Source organism: Sphingopyxis sp. BSNA05 (genome assembly GCF_013265645.1).
Classification (GTDB): Bacteria; Pseudomonadota; Alphaproteobacteria; order Sphingomonadales; family Sphingomonadaceae; genus Parasphingorhabdus.
In genome coordinates this window covers 1-17,511 of record NZ_PYIA01000123.1, presented here as the reverse complement: position 1 = coordinate 17,511, position 17,511 = coordinate 1, and the positions used below count along the sequence as shown (strand labels likewise).

At 60.3% G+C, this 17,511-nt stretch carries 16 protein-coding genes and 1 pseudogene; 11 read left to right on the top strand and 6 right to left on the bottom strand.

Translation table 11 applies throughout. The annotated features are described in order from the left end of the window. Positions 1 to 20 precede the first annotated feature (20 nt). The 3 genes from C8024_RS14710 to C8024_RS14705 are packed head-to-tail and all read left to right on the top strand — an operon-like array spanning position 21 to position 2,223. Positions 21 to 797 (top strand): parallel beta-helix domain-containing protein, encoded by a 777-nt coding sequence (locus C8024_RS14710; RefSeq protein ID WP_254305978.1) that lies wholly within the window; start codon positions 21 to 23, stop codon positions 795 to 797. Continuing rightward, on the top strand, positions 716 to 1,213 hold the full coding sequence (locus tag C8024_RS22015) for a hypothetical protein (RefSeq protein WP_254305977.1): 498 nt from the start codon (positions 716 to 718) through the stop codon (positions 1,211 to 1,213). The genes C8024_RS14710 and C8024_RS22015 overlap by 82 nt, the downstream gene beginning before the upstream one ends. Continuing rightward, positions 1,213 to 2,223 (top strand): SO2930 family diheme c-type cytochrome, encoded by a 1,011-nt coding sequence (locus C8024_RS14705; protein ID WP_173206562.1) that lies wholly within the window; start codon positions 1,213 to 1,215, stop codon positions 2,221 to 2,223. Before C8024_RS22015 ends, C8024_RS14705 begins: the two co-directional genes overlap by 1 nt. Positions 2,224 to 2,443: 220 nt before the next feature. Here the strand turns inward: C8024_RS14705 and C8024_RS14700 are convergent, their stop codons facing one another. Next, positions 2,444 to 2,878, bottom strand: coding sequence for a DUF2147 domain-containing protein (locus tag C8024_RS14700; RefSeq protein ID WP_254305976.1), 435 nt, complete (start codon positions 2,876 to 2,878; stop codon positions 2,444 to 2,446). A gap of 41 nt (positions 2,879 to 2,919) precedes the next feature. Next, positions 2,920 to 4,128 carry a multidrug effflux MFS transporter gene (locus C8024_RS14695; RefSeq protein WP_173206559.1) on the bottom strand — a complete coding sequence of 403 codons (1,209 nt, stop codon included), beginning with the start codon at positions 4,126 to 4,128 and terminating at the stop codon, positions 2,920 to 2,922. Positions 4,129 to 4,270: 142 nt separating this feature from the next. Here C8024_RS14695 and C8024_RS14690 point away from each other — a divergent pair, with 142 nt between their 5' ends. The 4 genes and pseudogenes from C8024_RS14690 to C8024_RS14675 all read left to right on the top strand — a co-directional run bounded on the left by C8024_RS14690 (position 4,271) and on the right by C8024_RS14675 (position 8,211). Further along, a complete protein-coding gene (locus tag C8024_RS14690; RefSeq protein WP_173206556.1) occupies positions 4,271 to 5,743 on the top strand; it encodes a pentapeptide repeat-containing protein in 1,473 nt (490 codons plus the stop codon). 137 nt (positions 5,744 to 5,880) lie between these two features. Next, a pseudogene (dinB, locus tag C8024_RS14685) lies at positions 5,881 to 6,988 on the top strand (DNA polymerase IV). Between the two features lie 286 nt (positions 6,989 to 7,274). After that, positions 7,275 to 7,655: a PadR family transcriptional regulator gene (locus C8024_RS14680; RefSeq protein WP_173206553.1), complete on the top strand. Its 381-nt coding sequence runs from the start codon at positions 7,275 to 7,277 to the stop codon at positions 7,653 to 7,655. A gap of 1 nt (position 7,656) precedes the next feature. Further along, the gene (locus C8024_RS14675) at positions 7,657 to 8,211 is read left to right on the top strand and encodes a hypothetical protein (RefSeq protein WP_173206550.1); all 555 of its coding nucleotides are present in this window, start codon (positions 7,657 to 7,659) and stop codon (positions 8,209 to 8,211) included. Between the two features lie 153 nt (positions 8,212 to 8,364). Here C8024_RS14675 and C8024_RS14670 read toward each other — a convergent pair whose 3' ends face one another. From C8024_RS14670 to C8024_RS14660, 4 genes are all read right to left on the bottom strand, one after another. Continuing rightward, the gene (locus C8024_RS14670; RefSeq protein WP_173206547.1) at positions 8,365 to 9,738 is read right to left on the bottom strand and encodes a glutamate--cysteine ligase; all 1,374 of its coding nucleotides are present in this window, start codon (positions 9,736 to 9,738) and stop codon (positions 8,365 to 8,367) included. 74 nt (positions 9,739 to 9,812) lie between these two features. Then, complete coding sequence (locus tag C8024_RS22010; RefSeq protein WP_367947369.1) at positions 9,813 to 10,070, bottom strand: hypothetical protein; 258 nt, start codon at positions 10,068 to 10,070, stop codon at positions 9,813 to 9,815. A 49-nt stretch (positions 10,071 to 10,119) separates the two neighbouring features. After that, positions 10,120 to 10,392: a YqaA family protein gene (locus C8024_RS22005; protein ID WP_254305975.1), complete on the bottom strand. Its 273-nt coding sequence runs from the start codon at positions 10,390 to 10,392 to the stop codon at positions 10,120 to 10,122. Positions 10,393 to 10,624: 232 nt separating this feature from the next. Beyond that, on the bottom strand, positions 10,625 to 12,181 hold the full coding sequence (locus tag C8024_RS14660; protein ID WP_367947368.1) for an alanine/glycine:cation symporter family protein: 1,557 nt from the start codon (positions 12,179 to 12,181) through the stop codon (positions 10,625 to 10,627). 72 nt (positions 12,182 to 12,253) lie between these two features. On the opposite strand from C8024_RS14660, the gene C8024_RS14655 reads away from it, so the two are divergent. The 4 genes from C8024_RS14655 to C8024_RS14640 all read left to right on the top strand — a co-directional run bounded on the left by C8024_RS14655 (position 12,254) and on the right by C8024_RS14640 (position 17,307). Next, the gene (locus C8024_RS14655; protein WP_254305974.1) at positions 12,254 to 13,396 is read left to right on the top strand and encodes a DUF2855 family protein; all 1,143 of its coding nucleotides are present in this window, start codon (positions 12,254 to 12,256) and stop codon (positions 13,394 to 13,396) included. Between the two features lie 76 nt (positions 13,397 to 13,472). Next, positions 13,473 to 15,254: a cyclic nucleotide-binding and patatin-like phospholipase domain-containing protein gene (locus C8024_RS14650; protein ID WP_173206541.1), complete on the top strand. Its 1,782-nt coding sequence runs from the start codon at positions 13,473 to 13,475 to the stop codon at positions 15,252 to 15,254. A gap of 513 nt (positions 15,255 to 15,767) precedes the next feature. Next, positions 15,768 to 15,926 carry a hypothetical protein gene (locus C8024_RS14645; protein ID WP_173206538.1) on the top strand — a complete coding sequence of 53 codons (159 nt, stop codon included), beginning with the start codon at positions 15,768 to 15,770 and terminating at the stop codon, positions 15,924 to 15,926. Then, positions 15,919 to 17,307: a DNA-packaging protein gene (locus C8024_RS14640; RefSeq protein WP_173206592.1), complete on the top strand. Its 1,389-nt coding sequence runs from the start codon at positions 15,919 to 15,921 to the stop codon at positions 17,305 to 17,307. Before C8024_RS14645 ends, C8024_RS14640 begins: the two co-directional genes overlap by 8 nt. The last annotated feature ends 204 nt before the right edge of the window (positions 17,308 to 17,511 follow it).

Sequence of the window (17,511 nt, the reverse complement as noted above, 5' to 3'; positions counted from 1 at the left end):
GCTTCCTGGAGGAGAGAGATATGATACGCAGTCTATTGGTGGCCACCGCGCTGTGCCTGAGTGCCCCGACGCTGGCCAAAACCATCAATGTAGAAGCCGGAGACGATGCGCAGGAGCGGCTGCAGGAGGCCCTGATTCTAGCCGAGCCTGGCGATGTCGTGGAACTGGGTGCGGGCCGGTTCGATCTGGTCGACGGTCTCTCTCTGGATGTTGATAATGTGACCGTGCGCGGCGCGGGCATGGACCAGACGGTGCTCAATTTTGCCGGACAGCTTGGCGCGGGCGAGGGATTGCTGGTGACGTCCGATCATGTGGTGCTGCGCGATTTTGCGATCGAGGACAGCAAGGGCGACGGCATCAAGTCGAAAGGCGCGGACAATATCGTCTATTACAAGGTGCGGGTCGAATGGACCCGTGGCCCGCATAAGGACAATGGCGCCTATGCCATCTATCCGGTGGAAAGCAGCAATATACTGGTCGACAGCGTGATCACGATTGGTTCCTCCGATGCCGGGATTTACGTCGGCCAGTCGGAAAATATCATCGTCCGCAACAGCGTGGCGAAGTTCAACGTCGCCGGCATCGAGATCGAGAACAGCGTCGGCGCGGACGTTTATAATAATGTCGCGGTCAACAATACCGGCGGCATCCTGGTCTTTGATCTGCCCAATATCCCGAAACAGGCGGCCGCAATGTCCGCGTGTTCGACAATATCGTGGTCGACAACAACACTCCGAATTTTGCACCGGAAGGCAATATCGTCGCCGATGTGCCCGCCGGCATGGGGGTCATGGTGATGTCCCATTATGAGGTTGAGGTGTTTGAAAACCGTTTCGCCGAAAATGGCACGGGCAATGTCCTGATTGTTTCCTATACCAAGGGGCAGGATGACCCCAATTATAACCCCAAGCCAATCGGCGTGCGGGTGTTCGAGAATGACCATGGCCGGGCCGGCTATAATCCGGTTTTTACCGGGGGTGATATGCTGAAAGCCGCCTTTGGTGGCGCTATTCCGCCGATTATCGAGGATGGCACGGGCGAAAATATCCTGGTCGGCGATGATGTGGCGATCCTGTCCCTGGGGCTGACCGCACCGGGCCAGTCGCTGGCCGAAGCCAAGCCGTCGCTGGTGCCGGGCGCCAGCGAGCCGTTTGACGGGCGGCAGCTGAAACCGATCACCTTGCCGCAGGCGATGGAAGACGCGATCCAATAATGCGGTTGCTGGCTTCTGCGTGCGCGGTTCTGGCGCTGACCTTTACAGCGGGCGCGCGGGAGCCTGCGGGCGTGGCCGACGGGGTGATCCTGTCCGACGGCCTGCCGCGGATGTTGTCGGATTATCGCTTCTTCAAGGATGCCGCCGGCTGGCAGCCGAACGAGCGGGTGGTGCCCTATCAGCTGAACATGCCGCTGTTTTCGGACTATGCGGAGAAATACCGGTTCATCTATGTGCCCGAGGGGCAGCAGGCGAATGCGAATGGCGACGGGTTGCTCGAATTCCCGGTGGGGTCGGCGCTGATCAAAAGCTTCGGTTACGAGCGCGACGGCAAGCCGATGCTGCTCGAGACGCGGGTGCTGCTGCACCGCGCCGACGGCTGGCTGGCGCTGCCTTATGTCTGGAACGAAGCGCAGACCGAGGCGAAATTGAAAGTAGCGGGGGCGCGCATCCCGGTGACCTTTACCGACCCGTCGGGGCGGGAACGGTCGACCAGCTATGCGGTGCCGAACAAGAACCAGTGCAAGGAATGCCACGCCCTGTCGGACGCGGTGACGCCGATAGGCCCCAAGGCGCGCAATCTGACCCATGACGGGCAGCTTGAGAAATTTGCGAAGCTAGGACTGATCGACCGGACGCCCAAGGTTGAATATCGCGTGCCGCTCTGGGGCGAGACCGGCGCACCGCTGAACGACCGCGCGCGCGGCTATCTCGACGTCAATTGCGCCCATTGCCATAATGTCAACGGTTCAGCGAGCAACTCGGGCCTGTTCCTGACCTATGAGGAAGACATGCCGGTCCGTATCGGCATCCACAAACGCCCGGTCGCCGCGGGCCGGGGCAGCGGCACCCATGATTTCGACATCGCGCCGGGCGATCCGGACGGCAGCATCATGATCTACCGGCTGAACAGCCTCGACCCCGGCATCTCCATGCCGGAAGTCGGGCGCTCCATCGTCCACGACGAAGGCGTCGCGCTGCTGAGCGAATGGATCGCGGAGATGGAATAGGGGATGTTTTTTGACCTCAAGCGCGGGCCCGGACCTATGTATTTTGTCTCGCGGCAGTTCGCTCCGCTCACGCTTCCGACAGGGCGGGCTAATGCCCGACGCGCGGTCGCGCTTGCCTCCGCTTCGCGTCGGTCAGGCTCTCCCAATTGTGGTCAGTTTCGAACCGGGGCGTAGCCAAGGGCGCGGATGCGCCCGCCCGGCGCTTGAGGTTAACAAACAATCATTTCACCCGGGTCCAGTTCTGTCCCTGACAGTAAAACGCGACACAGCCTTTCATCTTCAGACTGTTGGCCGAGTTCAGGCTGACTTCCGAACGATAGGTTCTACCGGATTTCGGATCATAGACCTTGCCGCGCCAGATATCGCCATCGGGTTTGAACCCGGTCAAAATCGCCATGCCGAGCAGGGTGCGGCTGCGCAGGCTTTTGTCGGGATTGTTGACATCCTTCTGCCTCACTCCGTTTGGCGGCCGCACCAGATATTTATGGATGCGGCCACAGACGCTGGCGCCGCATTTTGAAATCTTGATGATGGCATCGCGGTCTTGCGTGATCCATTCACCCTGGATCGAATCCGCGGCCTGTACCGGAGCGGCAACCGTCAGGGCGGCAAAGGCCAGTCCTGCCGCTAACATACCGGCGTTCCGTTTAGGCATGATCAAGCTCCCCGGCGATATCTCCGATTTTCGGGATATTTCTATAAATCGTCGAGCTTTGCTAGCTTGTCCCGGGTTACGCCAATCTGAACGCGCCGGAACAATTTGCCCTCTTCGGCCCAGAACACAAAGGCCAGCGACGCGATGCCGCAGACCATGAAGCCCGTGGCGAGCGGCAAGACCGTGCCGTCAAATTGCAGCCCGATCGCTGCACCGATCATTGCCGACAGGCCGGAGCGGGAAAAATTCTGGAAAGAGGAAGCCACGCCGGCCGTCTTGCCGAACGGCTGCATCGCGATGGAACTGAAATTCGCTCCGGTGAAACCGACCATTGCCATCGAGGGCACCAGTACCGCTGTGAACGACCACAGATTGAGCATGTCAGCCTCTGCGAGAATGAAATGGACGATCGATACGAAGATGAAAAAGATCAGCGCGGATTGCGAGACCCGGCGTGCGCCAAAGCGCATGACGATCCGCGAATTGGTGAAACTGGCGATCGACATCGCGCCGGCGCTCAAGGCGAAAATAAAGGCAAAAATATCGCCGGCATCGAATATGTCGAAAAATATCTGCTGTGCCGAGGCGATATAGGCGAACAGCGGGGCCATCATCAGGCCGCTGGCGATGACATGGCCGAAGCTGTTGCGGTTGAAGATCACATTATACCAGGCCGAGGCGACAGATTTGAACCGGATCGGGGTCTTGTCGTCGGGATGCAGGGTCTCGGGCAAGCGGCTGCTCACCCATAGAAAGGTCGCCAGGCCCGCGGTAGCCAGAACCAGAAATATTGCCTTCCAGGGCGCAACATCCAGGACCATCTGCCCGACCAGCGGCGCCGTGATCGGGACGATCATGAACACCATCATGATGGTGGACATCGACCGCGCCATGGCGTCGCCGTCATACCGGTCCCGGATAATGCTGTTCGCCAGTACGCCCATAGCCGAGGCGGCCAGCCCCTGGATGAAACGGCCGATCAGCAGCAACTGATAATCCCAGGCAAGCGCGCATAATATGGCAAATATAGTGTAGATGGAGATGGTCACCAGCAGCACAGGCTTGCGACCGTATCGGTCCGCCAGCGACCCGTACAGGATCGAGCCGATCGCCATGCCGTAAATATAGGATGTTATCGTCCATTGCCGGTCATTGACGCTGGGGAGGGAAAAGTCGTCGGAGATCAGCCCCAGGGCTGGCAGCATGATATCGATCGCCAGCGCGTTCAGCGACATCAGGCTGGCCATCATGATGACAAGTTCGGTGCGACCTATGGGGAAGGGGAGAGCTTTGCGTTGCACCGGTGGCCTATGGCAAGAACAGGCGGTTGTGGCTATAGTGTAAATGAACAGCCCGAGCCTTTGCCGGGCTCTGCCAACGGGGGAAAAGGGAATGCCAAAGCCATGGTTGCCAAAGCTTGTGCTGGTTATGGCGATGCTGGCCGGCACGACCGCTTCACAGGCAGAATCCGCGGCTGCCGAGACCAGCTGCGCTTCTGCCTCGGGCGATATCTGGGGCGACGGCCAGCCGGACATCGCACGGGAAGAGGTTGATGGCGAACGAATAGAATCTCTCGCCGATTTTTCGCATATGACCGAACGCCGGATAGCGGATGTGACCTTCATCAGGGGCGGCCGTTTTTCCGGCTGGGATTTCAGCGGAATGTCGCTGCCCGGCATATGCTTTGAGGAAAGCGATCTGTCAGGCACCAATTTCGCGGGCGCGCTGGCACCGGGGGCGGGCTTCATCAAGGCCGATCTGAGCGGTGCGAACATGAACGGCGTTCATATGTCCGGCGTCCTGTTCCGCAACGCCGGTCTGAAAAATGTCACAGCAAAGGGTGCCGATTTCTCCGATGGTCATTTTGACGGTGGCTGGTTCGAGGGAAGCGTCGAGGGCTGGGATCTCGATGGCGCCGATATGTCAGGCTTCACCTTCGCCTGCGGGATAACGGTGCCGGATGGCTGTCCGGTCTATCAGGGCGGCGCGAAGATGACGGCCAGGGGTGCGGATTTCACCGATGCTACTCTGCACAGCTTTGGTCTGCATGCTGTCGACCTGGCCGGCGCCAGAATCGACGGGACGATTATCGGACCCCGCCAATTGCCCTATCTGGCGAAAAGCGATTTTGACGGCGCGGTGATCCTGCGCGGGGGCGAATATGATGCGAGCCTGACCAGCGAAGAAGCAAAGCAGCTATTGGCCGGAAATGTGGCGCAGGAGACCGTACAAGCGCACCCGTCCTTCGACTGCGGCAAGGCGGCCAGCAAGGTGGAACGCGAAATCTGCGGCGAATTTGCCGATGATCTGCGGGCGGCGGATCGGGCGATTGCAGACCTGTACAAGCGGGCAAAGGCCAAGGATGCCGGCGTCAAGACGAGCCAGCGGACCTGGCTGACGCAGCGGAATCTTTGCGGTGCAACGGAATATCCCGGAGATTGCATCCGGGAAAGCTACAGCACGCGCAAAGGGCAATTGCTTGGCCTGCTGGGCGAGCAGGACTGGCTGGATCGCGGCGAGGCGGCGTTGTTTGTCGACGATCTGCTGCCCTTGCCCGCTGCCATGGCCGGGTCGGATCTGTTCGGCAAAATTGCACCGGTTCTGATCGGTGCCTCTATGACCGAGATATTGATCGAGCGCGGCGATGACGGGCTCTATGCGATCAAGGGGAGTGCAGTGGGTGCCAATGCGCATTTGTGCAGCATCTACGCCTCCCATCTCTATCTCGACAATTCATCCGGCTGGTATATTCCGGTGTCCGAAGGGGCGGCGAATCCGGTCTTCCGGATTTTTGGAAACCGGCTGGAAATACTTGCAGGTGGCCATCCGGATTATGAAAAATATCCCGAAGCGCAGATATCATGAGTTGCGGGATGCGCGCGAGTTTCGGGGAGACGATCCGCGCCAATGTCAGTGACGCGCTGATCGAACGCTATCGGAAATCGCTGAACGAGGACATGTAGCTTCTCCCCAAGCGGCGAAACAGGCGCTAGACTTAGGCCATGTCCGACTCCGCTCCAGACCTGCTCCAGCGCAAGATCATCCATATTGACATGGATGCCTTTTTGCCAGCGTCGAGCAGCGGGACTTTCCCGAACTGCGCGGCAAGCCGGTGGCGGTGGGCGGCTCGTCCAAGCGCGGTGTTGTTGCGGCGGCCTCTTATGAAGCGCGCAAATTTGGTGTGCGCTCGGCCATGGCATCGGTCACCGCCAAACGGCGCTGCCCCGATCTGATTTTCGTCAAGCATCGCTTCGAAGTCTATCGCGAGGTGTCTCAGCAAATCCGCGCGATATTCCGGATGCACAGCGATCTGGTCGAGCCGCTGTCGCTCGATGAAGCCTATATCGATGTGACAGAGGACAAGATGGGGATCGGCAATGCGACAAGAATCGCCGAGATGATACGCGCCGAGATCAAAAAGCAGACCGGTCTCACCGCCAGCGCGGGGGTGAGCTATAACAAGTTCATCGCCAAAATCGCCTCGGACCAGAACAAGCCCGACGGCATTTGCGTGATCAAGCCGCATCAGGGAGCGGATTTTGTCGCCGGGCTGCCGGTGCGGCGTTTCTATGGTGTTGGCCCGAAGACGGCGGAGCGGATGGCGAAGCTGAATATTCACACCGGCGCCGATCTGCGCGCGCAGTCGCAGGATTTCCTGAGTCAGCATTTTGGCAAGTCGGCGGGCTATCTGTTCCGTGCCTCGCGCGGTGTCGACCATCGCGAAGTGCGATCCAACCGGATTCGCAAGTCGGTTGGTGGCGAGCGGACCTATGGCGATGATCTGGTCAGCGATGATGATATGCGCGATGCCTTCGAGACGATCATCGATATCGTCTGGAACAGCATCGAAAATGCGAGGCGCGCGGACGGACGGTGACGCTGAAGGCGAAATATGCCGATTTCCGGCAAGTGACGCGGTCCCATTCGGTGGATCATTATGTCGCGGACAAGAATGAATTTGCGCGCATCGGGCGGGACTTGCTGGCGAGTATCATGCCGGTCGAGAATGGCGTGCGATTGCTCGGGTTGACGCTGGCCAATCTGGAGGGCGCGGAAGCGAACACAGTGGAACCGGCCGACGACAGTGAGCAGACAGCGTTCGAATTTTAGCGGGGGCAAGAGCGACGTGCTCCGCGCTTGACGCGGAGTTCTGCTTCACAACGCGCGCTCTTGCCTCCCGGGACTCCGCGGGAGACGCGCGGCACAATATGACAGGTTCTTGTCGCCAGGGCTCCGCGTCAAGCGCGGAGCACGATCACGCGCGGGACACGGGTGGTCAGAAACACATGTCTTCGTAGATCGGGCTGACATTGCCATGCCCCTCGCCGTTGCAGAGGTTTAGCCTTGCCATAAACTATACCTTGCAATACATAGTAACAATGTTAAGCAAGGCACCATGATGGAAACGCAAGCACATATTGAGTCGAAATGGGATGCCCAGCTCCGCAAGGGAACGCTGGAGCTGGTCATTTTGGCGGTACTGAAAGAGCGGCGGCTTTATGGCCTCGAGCTGCTCGGCCAGCTGCAATCTCTCGAGACGACGGCGATAACCGAAGGGACTTTATATCCCCTGCTGGACCGGCTGAAACGGGACGGCCTTGTCGATGCCCATTGGCAGCAAGAGGGCGAAACAAGGCCTCGCAAATATTACAAGCTCACCATGAAGGGTGAGGAGAAGCTGGCCGATCTGACGATCCGCTGGCGCAAATCCATCGAAGATATTGAAACCTTATTGAACAATCCCGGGCCGGGACCGATCCGCCCGAAAGGAGACTGATATGTCAGACCGCGAGATGATCCACGATTACCTGCAATCGCTGATGCGCTTCCTGTCGCGCCTCGACCAGGAAGACGCCGATGATGTGCTGCGCGAGATCGAGAGCCATATCTATGATGTGATGGAAATGCGCGAGGAAAACGGTCAAATGATCGATGCTTCGGCCATTTTGGAAGGCTTCGGCCAGCCGCGCGATCTGGCGAGCCAATATGTCGACCATATTTTGAAGGGGGCGCCGCCACCCGCTGGCTTCAAGGCGATCCAGCGGGTGAAACGGGGCGCAACCCGCGGACTGCGTTATGCGACGGCTCTGGCCGGCTATGTCACGGCGGCGACCCTGATCGCTATCGGCCTATACAAACCCTTCAACCCGGAAGCGGTCGGCTTCTGGGCAAATGAATCGGGCGATTCTGTCGTCATCGGTGCATTATCGGAAGTTCCCGCGGGTACGCAGGAGTTAATGGGATGGTGGATCATGCCGATCGCGATCCTGTTGGGTATCGGCGCGGCTTTTCTGACCAGCAGGCTGCTCGGGGTTTTGAAACTGAAGAGCTGAGTTCTGGCCGTTCCTAGTGCGTCGGCCACCGAGCGGGGGTGGGCCTGTGCTCCGCACTTGATGCGGAGCTCTGCATTACAAAGAACGCTTTTTGCCTTCAGGGCTCCGCGTCGAGCGCGGAGCACAAATCTATGCGACGCGCAGTGAGGGTGTTCAGAAACTCATCTCGTCATAGATGCGGCTGACATCGCCATTCCATTCGCCATGATAGCGATCGAGCAATTGCGCTGCCGGTGACTTGCCCTTGGCGACCACTTCGCGGAGCGGGTCGAGGAAGCCGCTTTCATTGTCGCCGCTGGTGTTGAGGCGGTTGCGCGCAGTGAGGCCGGCCGACGATATGTCGAGAATTTCAGCGGCCAGGTCTTTGAGCGTCTGGCCATTGGGAATCGGTGTATCGAGCCCGAGCTTGGGCACGCCGTTGCGCAGCGCCTCGCGTTCTTCCATGCTCCAGCCCTTGATCCTGTCCCAGGCAGCGTCGAGCGCGGTCTGGTCGTAGAGCAGGCCGACCCAGAATGCGGGCAGGGCGCAGATACGGTTCCACGGGCCGCCATCGGCGCCGCGCATCTCGAGGAAGCTTTTCAGGCGTACTTCGGGGAAGGCGGTCGAAAGATGGTCGTTCCAGTCGGACATGGTCGGTTTCTCGCCCGGCAGGACCGAAAGATTGCCCTTCAGGAAATCGCGGAAGCTGAGACCGGCGGCGTCAATATATTTGCCGTCGCGGAAGACGAAATACATCGGCACATCGAGCATATATTCGGCGTAGCGTTCGTAGCCGAAGCCTTCCTCGAACACGAACGGCAGCATGCCGGTGCGGTGCGGATCGGTGTCCGACCAGATATGGCTGCGGAAGCTCTGGTAGCCGTTGGGCTTGCCTTCGGTGAAGGGCGAATTGGCGAATAATGCGGTGGCCAGCGGCTGCAGCGCCAGCCCGACGCGGAATTTCTGCGCCATATCGGCTTCGCTGGCATAGTCGAGATTGACCTGGATCGTACAGGTGCGCAGCATCATGTCGAGGCCGAGATTGCCGACGCGCGGCATATGGTCGAGCATGATCTGGTAGCGGCCCTTGGGCATGATCGGCAGTTCCGCGCGGGTCTTGTCGGGCCACATGCCCATGCCGAGAAAGCCGGTGCCGGTCTTCTCGCCAATGGCTTTGACCTGCTGCAAATGGCGGCCGGTTTCGTTGCAGGTCTCGTGCAGATTTTCCAGCGGTGCGCCGGACAGTTCCAACTGGCCGGCTGGTTCGAGGCTGATCGCGCCGTCGCTGCCGGACATGGCGATAACCTTGCCGCCTTCTTCAACCGGTTTCCAGCCGAATTCCTGCATGGCGAGCAGCAGGTCCCTGATGCCGCCGGGTTCTTCATAGCTCGGCGCGTGATGGTCGGTGGTGGAATAGACGAATTTCTCGTGCTCGGTGCCGATCCGCCAGCGGTCCTTCGGCTTTTCGCCCTTGGCCATGGGTTCGACCAGCTGGCCGATATTCTCGATCACAGGATCGTTGCTGTCTGAAACCTGTCTAGTGCTCATCATCCAGCCTTAGAAAATCATCGGTGGCTAGGCCACTGAAAAAATACTGATCCGCTGAAAGCAATTGTTGCTTGTCAGAGCAACCAGCTGACGGCGGCGAAACCGCCGACGAACAATATGCCGACCACTGTGGTGGCGAGCGCGAAATTCTTGTCGATCCAGATTTTCATCGGCGGCCCGAAATAACGGAGCAGGGCGGCGACCAGAAAGAAGCGTGCCGAACGGGCGATAATCGCGGCGCCGACCAGGATATGCAGCGGCATCGCGGTGCTGCCGGCGGCGATGGTGATCACCTTGAACGGCAGCGGCGTGAAGCCGGCGAGCAGCACCACGATCCAGCCCTGTTCGTTGAAATTCTGCGCAAAATATCGAATTTCTCGGTCACGCCGTAAAATTCGAGAATCGGCATGCGACGGTTTCAAAGACGAAATAGCCGATCGCATAGCCGAGCAGCGCCCCGAGCACCGAGGCGACGGTGCAGATCAGAGCATACCACCAGGATCGCTCCGGCTTCGCCAGACACATGGGGGCCAGCATGACGTCAGGCGGGATCGGGAAGAAGCTGGATTCGGCGAAGCTGATCCCGGCAAGCCATTTCGGGGCCTGCCGGTGGGCGGCCTTGTCGAGCATCCATTCGTAGAGTTTCTTGAGCATTTTTTTAGACCTCAATCGCCGGGCGGGCGCATACGCGCCCTTGGCTTTCCTCGCATAAGCTCGCGCGCACGGTCGCGCTTGCCTCGCTACGCTTGGTTTTCCGGTCATGATACCGAGCGTAGCGAGGCAAGGCCGCTACAGAAAGTAGATGGCGTCCGCCGCGCCTTATTGGCGCGAAAGCCAAGGGCGCGGAAGCGCCCGCCCGGCGCTTGAGGTGCAAAGAAGACTCCATCTAGTGACCGGGTGCGCCGGTGATTTCCTCGAGCAGCTCTTTCGGCGTCTCGCGGCCATGGTCGGTGCCGGCGGCGCGATTGCCTTTGGCCAGGGCGAAGACGACGCCGGACAGGGCCAGCAGGCCGATGATATTGGGCAGGGTCATCGCGGCGTTGGAAATGTCGCCGAGACGCCAGACCAGCTGCAGCGGTGCGAAGGACCCGACGAAGATCACCACGCACCACAATATCCGCCAGATGATGTGCAGGGTTTTCTCGCCCTTCAGGCTGGATCCCGGCAGACGGTCATAGAGATAGGTGATCGCCCGCTCGCCATAATAGCTCCAGGTGAGCAAAGTGGTGAACACAAACAGGATCAGCGCGACCGAGACCACCAAAGTACCGACGGGAATACCGAAGACCAGATAGGGGAAGGCCGCTGCATAGGCGCCGGAGGTCATGGCAAAGCCCTGCAGATCGGACTGCCAGGCATGTTCTACCGCCTGGGTGACGCCATTGGCGTCGGTGAAGGTAAAGTCACCGGCGACGGTGAGCATCACCAATGCGGTCATCGTGCAGATGACCACCGTATCAATGAAGGTACCCATCATCGCGAAACGGCCCTGTGCGGCCGGATCATTGGTCTGCGCGACCGCATGGGCGATCGGCGTCGAACCCTGTCCCGCTTCGTTGGAGAACAGACCGCGCGCCACACCGGCGCGGATCGCCATGATGATCGCTGCGCCGAGGAAGCCGCCGCTGGCCGACTGGATGTTGAACGCGCCGTCGAAGATACGGCCGAAGGTTTCCGGCAGATAGGGCAGGTTGATCAGCAGGGCAGCCATTGCCATCAGCAGATAGGCACCGGCCATCCATGGGACGATGGTTTCGGCGACCTTGCCGATCGACTTGATGCCGCCGATGATCACCGCGAATACGGCAACCGCCGCCACGGCGCCGCCGATCCATTCGGGAATGCCGAACAGTTCATTGGCGCTGTCACCAAGACTGTTGGCCTGGATGCCGTTGCCGGTGACCAGCGCGGAAAACAGCGTGCCAAGGCAGAACAGGACCGCCAGCCACGTCCATTTCGGTCCCAGACCGATGGAAATATAGGTCATCGGGCCACCGCGATAGGTGCCGTCGGCGGCCTGCGAACGGAAGCGCACGGCCAGAGAGCCTTCGGCAAAGGCCAGCGCCATGCCGAACAGGGCCGTCACCCACATCCAGAAAATTGCGCCGGGTCCGCCGAGCGTGATCGCGGTGGCAACGCCAGCGAGATTGCCGGTGCCAACCTGGCCGGAAAGCGCTGTGGACAGCGCCGCAAAAGGAGAAATTTCGCCAGCGCCCTTGTTGTCGGATTTCTTGAACAAGCCTGCCAGCGCGGGGAACAGACGGCGCAGCGGATAGCCGCGCAGACCGATCATGAAATAGATGCCGGCACCGAGCAGGATCACCACCATCGGCGGGATTGGCAGGATTTCCACCCCGGCCCAGCTGCCGCCCCAGATGAAATCCGACACATTGGTGATCGGCTCGATCGCCGCTTCGAGACCTGAAACAGGTGCTGTACTCACAAAACTTCTCCCCGATGGCGCGCATTGGCGCATATTCTATCCCGTGCGGCAGGATTAGCAGGCGGAGGCTTTTTGGCAAATGCTTTTGCCATTGCGGCGGCAGCGCTTATGCTGAAAGAAAGCGAAAAACAGCATGGAGATGAAATGATGCACAGCCTGTGGGTGAAGAAAAGCGACCTCGCGCAGTCGGAATGGCGGGAAAGCGATGCGCCGTCACTGGCCGAGGGGCAGATATTGCTGGAAGTCCAAAAATACGCTCTGACGGCCAATAATATCACCTATGCCGTAGTCGGCGACGGTTTCGGCTACTGGAATTTCTTCCCGACCGGCGATGACGAATGGGGCATTGTCCCGGTGTGGGGCTTTGCCAAGGTCGTGGCCTCGGAAAATGCCGATATCGCAGTCGGCGAGCGGGTCTACGGCTATCTGCCGATGGCCAGCCATTTGCTGGTCACGCCGGCCAATGTGCAGGACGGCGGCTTCGTCGACGGGGCCGAACATCGGCAGGGACTGGCCATCATCTACAATCAATATCAACGGCTGGGATCGGACGCGGGCGCGCATGAAGCGGAACGGGCGATTTTCCAGCCTTTGTTCACCACCAGCTTCCTGATCGAGCATTTCATGCGGTCGAACGACTGGTTCGGGGCCAAGGCCCTGCTGATGACCAGCGCGTCGTCAAAAACCTCGCTGGCTCTGGCCATGGTCGCCCGCAGCCTCAGTCCCGAAATCCGGCGTATCGGTCTGACCTCGGCAGGGAACAAGGCTTTCGTCGAGACATCCGGGCTTTATGACGCGGTCCTTACCTATGACAATCTGGCGGAAGCCGACACGGCGACCCCGACCGTCTCGGTCGACTTTGCCGGCAACAGCAAGCTGCTCGGTGCCATTCACAGCCACTGGGGGGACCAGTTGAAATTCAGCTCGCTGGTCGGCGCGACCCATATTTCAGCGCGCGGCGGCGGTGAAGAATTGCAGGGACCGAAGCCGGAGCTTTTCTTCGCCCCGACCGCGGCTGAAAGCCTGATGAAGGAAATCGGACCGGTGGCGTTTCGCGAGCGGGTCGACGAGCAATTTTCCGCTTTCGTGTCGGGCGCCAGCGACTATTTGCAGATTGAGGATTTGAAAGGGCGCGATGCGCTGCAATCCGCCTATCTCTCGATGCTGGCCAATGAAGTCGATCCCAGCCGCGGCCTGATGTGCCATCTGGCCTAGGGTCAAGATGACTTGATTGTCGGGCAATATGGCAGGATAACGGTCCCGATCGGGTCGCACCGATGGAGGGCAAAGCGTGGCTGAACCAACAGGACTGCCGGATTTGGGAAGCCATGTGCTGTTTCAGCATGTGACACCGGAAGCCCTGAACGCGCTGCAATCGGTCTCGGTGATGAAACGGATCGCCGGCGGAGAAGCTCTGGTCCGGCAGGGGGACGCCGCCGACGCGCTCTATTTTGTTGAATCCGGCCGGTTCCGGGTTGTGGTCAACAAGACCCGGATCGTTGCCCATATCGAAACCGGCGAAGCGGTTGGCGAGCTGGCCTTTTTCGCCGGTGGGACACGCACCGCCGATGTCATTGCCACGCGCGATTCCCGGGTGCTGGAAGTCTCGCGCCGGGCCTTTGACGACATTGCCCGAGAGCATCCCGAATTATATGCCGCCATGCTGAAGCTGGTTTCCGAGCGACTGGCGGTAGCGACGGCGCGGACCGCGTCGATAACCGCGAAAAATCCGCGGGTGATCGCCATGCTGCCCGCCGGGACCAGTCAGCTGCCCGACGGCTTTCTGGCGCGGATGGCAGAGGCTTTCGAAGCGGTGGTCCGGCCAGGCACGCCGGTGGTGCCGATCGACCGGGCGACGAGCGAGGCCGCGGATGCCCATGAATATCAATCCTGGCTGGCCGAGCAGGAAGCCAAAAGCGCCTATGTCCTGATCGACGGCAGCGGGCCGGAGGACTGGGGGCAGATGGTCTGCCGCAACGCCGATGCGCTGGTGATGGTGGCGCGGCCCGGACAGGCGGATCCCGAAGCTAATGCGATGGAAAAAGCGGCGATGGACTGGATTGCCGAGCCGCAGCGCACCTTGCTGTTGCTCCGCTCGAACGCCGGCAAAACGATCAGCCACAGCGGCGACTGGATCGATCCGCGCGCGCCAAAGCTGCACCATCATGTCGCGCTCGACCATGATGCGGATTTTGCCAAGGTCGCCCGCTTCCTGACCGGTCGGGCCATCGGCGTGGTGCTGGCCGGTGGCGGGGCGCTGGGCTGCGCCCATCTCGGCGTGATCAAGGCCTTGCGGCAGGCGGCCATCCCGATCGACTTTATCGGCGGTGCCAGCGCCGGGGCGGCGATGGGCGGCGCGATCGCGCGCGGCATGTCGGTGGACGAGACGCTCGACCAGATGGAGGCGATGTTCATCCACGCCAAAGCCATGAAACGCCTCACCCTGCCGATCTACTCGCTGCTCGATCCGACGGTGTTCGACAGCGAATTGCGGACCCGGTACGGCACGAAGGATATTGCCGACCAGCCGATCAACTTCTTTGGCGTCTCGACCAACCTGTCGACCAACGGCCTGCATATCCACCGGCGCGGACCATTATGGGAATGCGTGCGGGCCTCGGGCTCGCTGCCGACCATATTGCCGCCGTTCATCGATGGCGAGGGCAATATCCTGGTCGATGGCGGGGTGCTCGACAATGTGCCGGTCAGGATCATGCACGGGCTGAAGGCCGGCCCGAATATGGTGGTGTCGCTGGGCGATCCGAACGAGGTCTGGCGGACCGAGGCGCATTATGACGATATCCGCGGGCGCTGGAGCCTGCTGCGCGATGTGATCCTGCGCCGAAAGCAGACGGTGCAATTTCCGTCGATTGTCGAGATCATGTCGCGTTCGATGGTGGTGGCCAGCCGGATGGCGTCAAAGGAAATGCTCGGCGAACAGGACATATTGGTCAATCCGCCGATCATAGCTGATATGCAGATCCTGGACTGGCACCTTGGCCGGGAACTGGCGGAAATGGCTGCAGAATATATTGGTGAGCAGGTCATTCCCAAGCTTGACCTTGGGATATAATTTACCAAATAGGTAAATAATTCTTGACATCGTCACGCTGTTTAGGTACATATCAGGAACATCGCGAAATTGTGATTCGGGCCAACCGGCTCTGAACGTCTCCGCCAATCCAGGCGGGGCCGTTCTGACCGGGCGGCCCTTTTTTATGTCCGGACGGTTCGCGTCGATCCGGCACGGAGTATATTATGCCAAGATCAATAGTCAGGGGATGTTATGACAACCGGCGCAAGCTGAAATTTCTGAAAGAGCTCGCGATCAGCTCGCATGTGGCGAATTCGGCGAAGGCCGCCGGTGTTGCTGTATCGACAGTATATAGCTGGCGTGAGCGGGATCCGGAGTTTTCCAGCAATGGATGCGTTCGCTAGCCGCCGGTTACGAACTGCTTGAAATGGATATGCTCAACCGCGCCCGCAACGGAGTGGAACAACCGGTTTTTCACGACGGAGAGCAGGTCGCGACGGTCAGGCACTATAATGACGGCATCGGGTCAAACTGCTGCTGGCACACAAGCAGATGGTGGCGCTGACCCGGGCGATCGAAGAGGATATCAACCCGGATCAGGTGCGTATCGATCTTGATCGCAAGCTGGGGGATATGCGGATGAAGCTGCTGCGCCGGCGGGCGCTGGCCGAAGGAGAGGGAAAGCCGGCGACGTCCGACAATGATGAATGATATCTCCGAGGCGGAGCTATTTGCCCAATTGACGGCGCGGGAACGCAATGCGTTTTTCTCCTCTTTGAGTACGCAAGAGCAGCAGGAATTTCTGTACCGCTGGGATTTCTGGGCGCGGCCAGGACAGCGGCCGCCCGAAGGTGACTGGTCGGTCTGGCTGATCATGGCGGGGCGCGGTTTCGGCAAGACCCGGGCCGGAGCGGAATGGGTGCGGAGCATCGCCGAGGGCGATGGCAGCGCTCGGTTTGCGCTGGTCGGGGCCAATTATGCCGAAACCCGTTCGGTGATGGTCGAAGGGGAAAGCGGATTATTGTCGATCGCGCCGCCTGATCAGCGCCCGGCTTGGGAACCGTCGCTGAAGCGGCTGACCTGGGACAATGGCGCGCAGGCGCATCTCTATTCTGCCGCCGAACCGGAGGGATTGCGCGGGCCGCAGCACAGCCACGGCTGGTGCGACGAGATTGCCAAATGGATGAACAATGCCGGGCAGGCGGAAGCGGCCTGGGACAATCTGAAAATGGGTTTGCGCCTCGGCTTCCGGCCGCAACTGGTGGCGACCACAACGCCGCGTCCGGTGGCTTTGGTGCGGGCGCTGGTGAGCGGGGACATTGCTGTCAGTAAGGGCCGGACGCTGGATAATGATCTGCATCTGCCGGTGGCTTTTCTCACCGCGATGACGGCGGATTATGGTGGCACGAGGCTGGGGCGGCAGGAACTGGATGGCGAGCTGATCGAGGATGTCGAGGGCGCGCTGTGGACAAGGGCGATGATTGAGGGATGTCGGGTTTCTAGCAACGCCGTTCGTGTCGAGCGAAGTCGAGACACATTGGATAGCGCGAACCGGTCTCTCGACTGCGCTCGAGACGAACGGGAGACTGGTTTTGCCCGCATCGTCATCGGCGTTGATCCGCCGGCCTCGAAAAATGGCGACGCCTGCGGGATTATTGTCGCGGGACTCGGCGCAGACGGCAAAGCCTATGTGCTGGCCGACTGCAGCGTGGAAAGGGTCAGTCCCGAAACATGGGCGCGCAAGGTGGCGGATGCGGCGGACCGTTTCGATGCCGACCGTGTCATTGCCGAAGCCAATCAGGGCGGGGCGATGGTCAAATCCGTACTGCAGGCGGTGAAGATTTCGCTGCCGGTGAAACTGGTCCACGCCTCGCGCGGCAAGGTTGCAAGGGCGGAACCGGTGGCCGCGCTTTATGAAAATGGGCGGGTGCATCATGCCGGCGCGTTTCCAGAGCTCGAAGACGAGATGTGCGGCCTGCTGGTCGGCGGCGGCTATGAAGGCCCAGGCCGTTCGCCGGACCGGGCGGATGCTCTGGTCTGGGCTTTGACGGAATTGATGCTCGGGAAAAGGCGAGAGCCGAGGGTGCGGTGATGTGCCCCTGCGAAGGCAGGGGGCCATCTCGGGAAGCTTCGGCATCCGCAATGGTGCAGGTTTGCGCCAAGAGTTGGTTGGAGCGCTCACCTATTCCCGAGCGAAGTTAATCAAATTCAGGAGATGGGCCCCTGCCTGCGCAGGGGCACTGGAGAAAATATATGACATTCTGGGAAAATATTGCCCTCGCCTTCAAGGGCGGGG

Coding starts and splice junctions, on each gene's coding strand:
- C8024_RS14710 (WP_254305978.1), top strand. CDS start 21: ATGATACGCAGTCTATTGGTGGCCACCGCGCTGTGCCTGAGTGCCCCG.
- C8024_RS14705 (WP_173206562.1), top strand. CDS start 1,213: ATGCGGTTGCTGGCTTCTGCGTGCGCGGTTCTGGCGCTGACCTTTACA.
- C8024_RS14700 (WP_254305976.1), bottom strand. CDS start 2,878: ATGCCTAAACGGAACGCCGGTATGTTAGCGGCAGGACTGGCCTTTGCC.
- C8024_RS14695 (WP_173206559.1), bottom strand. CDS start 4,128: ATGATGGCCAGCCTGATGTCGCTGAACGCGCTGGCGATCGATATCATG.
- C8024_RS14690 (WP_173206556.1), top strand. CDS start 4,271: ATGCCAAAGCCATGGTTGCCAAAGCTTGTGCTGGTTATGGCGATGCTG.
- C8024_RS14680 (WP_173206553.1), top strand. CDS start 7,275: ATGATGGAAACGCAAGCACATATTGAGTCGAAATGGGATGCCCAGCTC.
- C8024_RS14675 (WP_173206550.1), top strand. CDS start 7,657: ATGTCAGACCGCGAGATGATCCACGATTACCTGCAATCGCTGATGCGC.
- C8024_RS14670 (WP_173206547.1), bottom strand. CDS start 9,738: ATGAGCACTAGACAGGTTTCAGACAGCAACGATCCTGTGATCGAGAAT.
- C8024_RS22005 (WP_254305975.1), bottom strand. CDS start 10,392: ATGCTCAAGAAACTCTACGAATGGATGCTCGACAAGGCCGCCCACCGG.
- C8024_RS14645 (WP_173206538.1), top strand. CDS start 15,768: ATGGTGGCGCTGACCCGGGCGATCGAAGAGGATATCAACCCGGATCAG.
- C8024_RS14640 (WP_173206592.1), top strand. CDS start 15,919: ATGAATGATATCTCCGAGGCGGAGCTATTTGCCCAATTGACGGCGCGG.